The sequence below is a fragment of the Acinetobacter sp. Ag2 genome, from assembly GCF_001005515.1.
GTDB lineage: Bacteria > Pseudomonadota > Gammaproteobacteria > Pseudomonadales > Moraxellaceae > Acinetobacter > Acinetobacter bereziniae.
Map to the genome: position 1 here is coordinate 1 of NZ_LBNA01000009.1, position 6,179 is coordinate 6,179.

The 6,179-nt window shown below is 36.3% G+C and carries 6 protein-coding genes and 1 pseudogene; 4 read left to right on the forward strand and 3 right to left on the reverse strand.

Annotated elements, in window-relative coordinates; all coding sequences use genetic code 11:
• Positions 1-137: 137 nt before the first annotated feature.
• Both AAV97_RS00100 and AAV97_RS00105 read left to right on the forward strand, forming a co-directional pair.
• Entirely contained in the window at positions 138-1,379 is a 1,242-nt protein-coding gene (locus AAV97_RS00100; protein ID WP_046759465.1) for an OmpP1/FadL family transporter, read from the forward strand.
• A gap of 172 nt (positions 1,380-1,551) precedes the next feature.
• Entirely contained in the window at positions 1,552-1,797 is a 246-nt protein-coding gene (locus tag AAV97_RS00105) for a hypothetical protein (RefSeq protein WP_004830587.1), read from the forward strand.
• Between the two features lie 73 nt (positions 1,798-1,870).
• Here the strand turns inward: AAV97_RS00105 and AAV97_RS00110 are convergent.
• Positions 1,871-2,626 (reverse strand): annotated as a pseudogene (locus AAV97_RS00110) (phosphodiester glycosidase family protein).
• A 182-nt stretch (positions 2,627-2,808) separates the two neighbouring features.
• Between AAV97_RS00110 and AAV97_RS00115 the strand changes: the two are divergent.
• Positions 2,809-3,345, forward strand: coding sequence for a lecithin retinol acyltransferase family protein (locus tag AAV97_RS00115; protein ID WP_046759461.1), 537 nt, complete (start codon positions 2,809-2,811; stop codon positions 3,343-3,345).
• A 98-nt stretch (positions 3,346-3,443) separates the two neighbouring features.
• On the opposite strand, the gene AAV97_RS00120 is transcribed toward AAV97_RS00115, so the two are convergent.
• Both AAV97_RS00120 and AAV97_RS00125 read right to left on the reverse strand, forming a co-directional pair.
• Positions 3,444-3,890 carry an SRPBCC domain-containing protein gene (locus tag AAV97_RS00120; RefSeq protein WP_046759462.1) on the reverse strand — a complete coding sequence of 149 codons (447 nt, stop codon included), beginning with the start codon at positions 3,888-3,890 and terminating at the stop codon, positions 3,444-3,446.
• 110 nt (positions 3,891-4,000) lie between these two features.
• A complete protein-coding gene (locus tag AAV97_RS00125) occupies positions 4,001-5,053 on the reverse strand; it encodes an aldo/keto reductase (RefSeq protein WP_046759463.1) in 1,053 nt (350 codons plus the stop codon).
• Between the two features lie 102 nt (positions 5,054-5,155).
• Here AAV97_RS00125 and AAV97_RS00130 point away from each other — a divergent pair, with 102 nt between their 5' ends.
• On the forward strand, positions 5,156-6,058 hold the full coding sequence (locus AAV97_RS00130) for a LysR family transcriptional regulator (RefSeq protein WP_046759464.1): 903 nt from the start codon (positions 5,156-5,158) through the stop codon (positions 6,056-6,058).
• Positions 6,059-6,179 lie beyond the last annotated feature (121 nt).

The window sequence follows — 6,179 nt, forward strand, 5'->3', positions numbered from 1 at the left end:
ACAACGCAAGCCATTTATGAAATGTCCACAGCCCCTAAATAAAACCAGTGAAACTAATTACTTAAGATAGTTTAATGGTTGCTATTTTATTTGACTTTTATGACCGCAATAACAAAAATATTCAAGGAACGAACAGCATGAAAACACAGCCCCTCCTTCTCAGTATACTTACTCTATTTTCAACAGCTTATGCTCAGGCGGCTGCCATGGATCAATCAGGACAATCAATACTGGCATTTCTTGAAGACAAAAACTATTTTGAAGCCAGCATTTCCGCTGTTGATCCAGATGTTTCTGGTAAAGTTCGCAATCGTCCAGATTTGGTCAATGCAGGTAGCAATGATCTAAGTACTGGCGATATGGCGCGCTCATTCCAATACTATAATGCAGCATTGAAACTTCAAATTGCGCCAAAAGTTTCTTTTGGTGTGATTTACGATCAACCATATGGTGCAGATATTGAATATCCTTTACGTACAAATAATACCTTCTCGGATAATGAAATTACCATGAAAGGTACTTCTGCCGATGTAGATACACAGAATATTACGATGCTATTCGGTTTTCAGCCGAATACACATTTTAATATGTATGGCGGTGGCGTTTATCAAACTGTAAAAGGATCAGTATCTTTACGTGGCAATTCGATGAGTGTGTTTAATGGCTACGATGCAAAATTCAAACAAGACAGTGCTGTAGGTTGGATGGCAGGTGCAGCTTTTCAAATACCCGAAATTGCCTTAAAAGCCGCAGTAACCTACCGTTCTAAAATCAAACATAAAATTGATGCGCAAGAAACGATTTTTGGTGAAGCATTGGCTTTTACTGGAGATCAACCAACTGAAATCAATACACCTCAATCCGTCAATGTTGACTTACAAACTGGTGTTTATAAAGACACAATTGCGTATTTAAATGCGCGTTGGGTAAATTGGAAAGATTTTAAAATTCGCCCTACCCAATTCGGTGCCTTAACCGAACTCGCAACGGCTGAACTGAGCCAAGGATTGTATTCGGGAGGATTCAATCTCGATGATTATCAAAAAGACCAATACAATTTAACACTTGGTCTGGGACATCAGTTTACTGAAAAATGGGCAGCTTCAGCGGATGTGTCATGGGACTCAGGTACAGGTAATCCTGCTTCTGTATTAAATCCAACCAAAGGTGGATGGGGATTGGGGATTGGTGTTCAATATAATCCAACTGCTGATTACTTTATTGCTGGTGGAGTTAAATATCAATGGATTGGCGATGCAACAGCACAGGATGGAACATATTATATTCCTGTTCCTGGTGCTTCTGAAATCGCACAACAAGGCGACTATCGAAACAATAATGCCATTGGTTATGGTCTAAAAATCGGCTATCGGTTCTAAAAACAACGATTTGGATAAATTTATTTTTTAGCGTAGACTTCATTCTGGCGTATATATTTGAAGAATGAAGTCTTTTTTATTGAAAGAATTCATTTCATCGTCATTTATAAATGCTAAAAACTTTAACGATCAATATGAATAAAAAATCAATTTTCAATTTAAGGGTAATAATATGAAATTATTAAATTTAACAGCAATGATTGCTTTAACTACAGTATTAACAGCATGTGGTGGCTTGCCAAAGGAATGCGAAGAATCTTGGAAACATATGGAAGATTTAGCAAAACAAAGTGGTATTCCTGAAGACTCGCTGAAAGAACAGAAAAAGGCATTTGAAGAAGAAATCAAAAAAATGCCAAAAGAAGATGCGATCAAAGCATGTAAAGCACAATCATCAATTTTCGGAATGGTTAAATAATTTAATCAACAGCAATATATGGATGTGTCTTTACCCACATCCATATATTCTTCTGCAATTTTTTAATCCAAAATTAATGACACTGCTCAGCTTCTGTATAAACAAACATAGGACCTAAGTCATATATTTGATCATTCCTTTTTGCTTGTGGAATGTATGCACTTGAAATGCTTCCATCTAAATATAAAGCTTGATCAGTCTTGAGCTGTGTTTTAAAAATATCAGCGAACTCATAAAAATTAATTTTGCCACGACTAATCACAAAATAGAGCTGATTATTTTTAATTCCAACCCCATTCCTAATTTTCAACGAGTCTGAGTCTTTTACAAAGATTGGATTAATTTGTCCATTGATGACCAGCATCGGACCAGATTGTGTCGCAAAGCGTGCTTTAAACTTAGACTTTTGATACTGGGTTGTGGTTTGAATGACAGCTCGATGATCATTCCATGCCACCACACCATTGGGTTGCATAAAGAAGTTACCAAATTTATTCTTTTGTTGATTTAATTCAACCTGTTGTTTGTTTTGCTCAATATACAGCCCAACAGGTGTAAAATTGGCATGATACATCCCTGCATTCATAGCAAAACTGATATTACATTGCTTCAGGTTCTTTTGTAACGCAGCGAATTTCTTATAGGGTCGAGCCTGTGGATCTTTGAGGAATAACTGTAGCTTACTCAGATCATCAATTCAAACCACATCTGCTATCACTTTCTGATCTTTACTGATTTTAGTATAAGTCGTCTCAGCATGTAGCTGAAATGGAAAAGTACTCAATCCTATACTGGTCAAAAAGGTATAGATCCAATATCTCAAACGCATAAACTTTAATTCCAAATCATCTTTTCAATTTTTTAATTCATAATGTATGCTATTTTGCATTTTAAATGTAATTTTTTACTTAATTAGCACTTTAAGGGCTATTAAATTCATTACGCATCGCTATAATCATTCTATCCTTTCAATTAAATACATGTGTACAATTTATTTGAACTGAGTGAAATATGCAGACAAAACAAATAACCAAATACCCGATTGGAGCGCATTTAATCGTCAAACATTTTGGCTATAGCCATCATGGCATTTATGCAGGACGAGGTCGTGTGATTCATTATTCTGGTTTTGCACATTTCTTTAAAAAACGTCCTATAGAAATGACCTCTCTCGAAAAATTCTCACATGGTAAAACCATTCGCATACGTCTTTATGAGCAACCCAAGTTTTCGGGTCGCCATGTCGTACGCCGTATGCGCTCACGTATGCATGAAAACAGCTATCATTTAATTATCAATAATTGTGAACATCTTTGTAGTTGGGCAATCACAGGGGTAGAAAGTAGTCCACAAGTGGTTAAAATGATGAATCGTTTAACCACAATTGGTTATATTAGTTCAATCATGACCTATATGAATGGATTATTCTTAACCGTGGCAACCACATGCTTTGCATTGGTGTTATATATAAAAATGAAACTCAGGGCTCAATCAAAACTTAAACTTCCTGCCTACCTTTCGATGAAAGACCAACACACCAAAAAGTAAAAGTTTTAGGCTTTATTCATTTATATAATGAGCAATGTATAGCACCCAATTCGAGTAAAAACTGAGTGCCAAATCATGAGATATGATGTTCTCGTTTTTTAAAAAGGTGGAAATTTATCTTCGACCAAATTCAGCACCAAGCCATGTTCCAAATATGCTTTTAGACCGTCCAATACCGTCGTAAATCCGCCAGTCGCATCGATAATAAATTTAATCAATTCAGAACCCTGCAATGGGATATCATAATTACGAATCGTGACATAAGTTTGCTCAGCACTGACCGCTTCAAAAATAAAATCTACAGACGTTTTAGGATCTTCGCCCCATGCAATTTGAATCAATTTATTTTCAAGAATATTAAAAACCATGACTTTCGATTTTACTTGATATTTATCCCAACCCCACTGCACAATTTTTCCTTCTTTTAGTGGTCCAGTGGAACTGCTAAACCAAAACTTAGTGGTTATTGCTGGGTCTATAAAAGCATTAAAAACCTCAGCTACAGGTTTACGAATTAACATTTGTGTTTCAATGGTTGGATTCATTCTTATGGCTCTATTTAATTTATAGGAATAACAATTGGATCAATAGGATGATACTGATAACACAACTGCGTATGAATCAGTATCAGGTTTTTGTTAATCAATTTAAAAGCTTAGTTTTGAATAAATGAAGATTCAACTAAAGCTTGATAACGCTCGGAGAATTGACCATTCCAATACGGATAATATGGATATGGTGGATATACTGCACTGATTTGATTTAAACGCTGTAACTGTGTTTCTGTCAATATGACATCTTTTGCAATGAGATTATCTTGTAGCTGTTGCTGGTTACGAGCACCAATCAATACCGTACAAACTGTAGGGCGCGTAAGCAACCACTTTAATGCAATTTGTGTAACTGAATAACCTGTACTCAACGATAACTCTTTCAGAATATCAATAACATCATAGAGATATTGATCATTTACTGGTGGTGCAAATTGCGCTGTTGCATGTAAACGACTTTGAGTTGGGATGGGATGCTCTCGATCAAACTTTCCTGTCAAACGTCCCCACCCTAAAGGACTCCAAACCACAGCACCAATGTGCTGATCATGATTTAAAGGCATCAACTCCCATTCATAGTCTCGCCCAATCAGCGAATAATAGACTTGATGAGCCACCATTTTTTCATAACCATAACGATCAGCAATTGACTGCGCCTTCATCAATTGCCAGCCTGAGAAGTTTGATGCGCCAATATAACGTACTTTTCCACTTCGCACTAACGCATCTAAGCTTTTCATGAGTTGTTCTAGGCAAGTGAAATTATCAAACTGATGTAACTGTAATACATCAATATAATCGGTATTTAGACGCTCTAGAGATTGCTCAACGGCACGTATTAAATAATCACGACTAAAACCGACTTGATTCACTTGTGGATCTTTACGAATCCCCACTTTGGTTGAAATGATTACATCTTGTCGATACGGTGCTAATGCAATTCCTAGCATTTTCTCTGACTCACCTTCTGAATAGGCATCAGCGCTATCAAAAAAATTAATCCCTGCGTCTATACAAGATGCAACCATTTGATTAGCTTCAATTTGTTTGGTCTGTCCCCATGCAGAAAATAAAGGTCCTTTTCCACCAAAAGTTCCCGCACCAAAACCAAGCTCGGATACTTTTAATCCCAAACTTCCTAGAAGATTATATTTCATGACCATTCACCTTGTTTCAATAATCGATATTGCAAAAATAGCAATTTCAATTTATTTAAAAAATCAGGATAATCAGAAAATACTTTTTCGATTTTATGGAAAATGAATACAGAAGATTTTCAATTCTTTCTTCGTGTTGCTGAACTTGGCTCGATCAGTCAAGCAGCAAAGCATGCCAATATCGCTGTTTCAGTGGCAAGTCAGCGCATTCAACGATTAGAAAATCATTTATCGCTTAGGCTATTTTATCGCACTACCCGTAAATTGCGTTTGACTGAAGAAGCTAAGACGTTGATTGAACATGGGCAACCGCTACTAGAAAGTTTTCAGATATTGACTGAAAATCTTAAACATCGCGATCAACAGCTTGTTGGAAATATTAATCTCACAGCGCCTGCGAGTTTCGGTGTACAAATACTGGTTAAAGTGATTGCTGAATTTTTAAAGCAACATCCAGCATTGTCGATAAACTTAGATCTTAATGATCAGAACGTAGATTTGATTGCTCAAGGAATGGATATTGCAATTCGGATTGGAAAACTTCAAGATTCATCGTTAATTGCTAAACCGTTATGTATCAATCAGCGCTTACTCTGCGCCTCTCCAGAATACCTTGAGCAGTACGGCACACCTCAGCATATTGAAGATTTAGCGCGACATCGCTGTATCGTTCAACGCCATCAAAAAGGCATCACTGATACATGGAACTTTATTGATCCTTTAAAAGGAGATAAATTATTAAATATTCATGTCAAAGGACACTTTATTACCAACGCCGGTGAAGGTGTGCGTCAAGCCGCATTGGCAGGTCTAGGCATTTCAAATCACTCTTTTTGGCATGTTCACGATGATTTAATGACTGAGAGATTAATCCATGTTCTTCCTGAATTTACGGTGGAACCTACCGCGATTTATGCTGTAGTCCCTGATCGAAAACTCATGCCAAACAAAGTCAAAGTTTTAATTGAATATCTGCAAGAGCATTTTAAAAACTTTAATAAATAATTGATTTAAATATTTAAAATTTAACTTATACCAAAGGTCAAAAATAATTTTAATTCATTAGGGTCTGTTGACATTTAGGGTTCATAATTTAACCTACAATGGGAGCCATAAAAATATACAA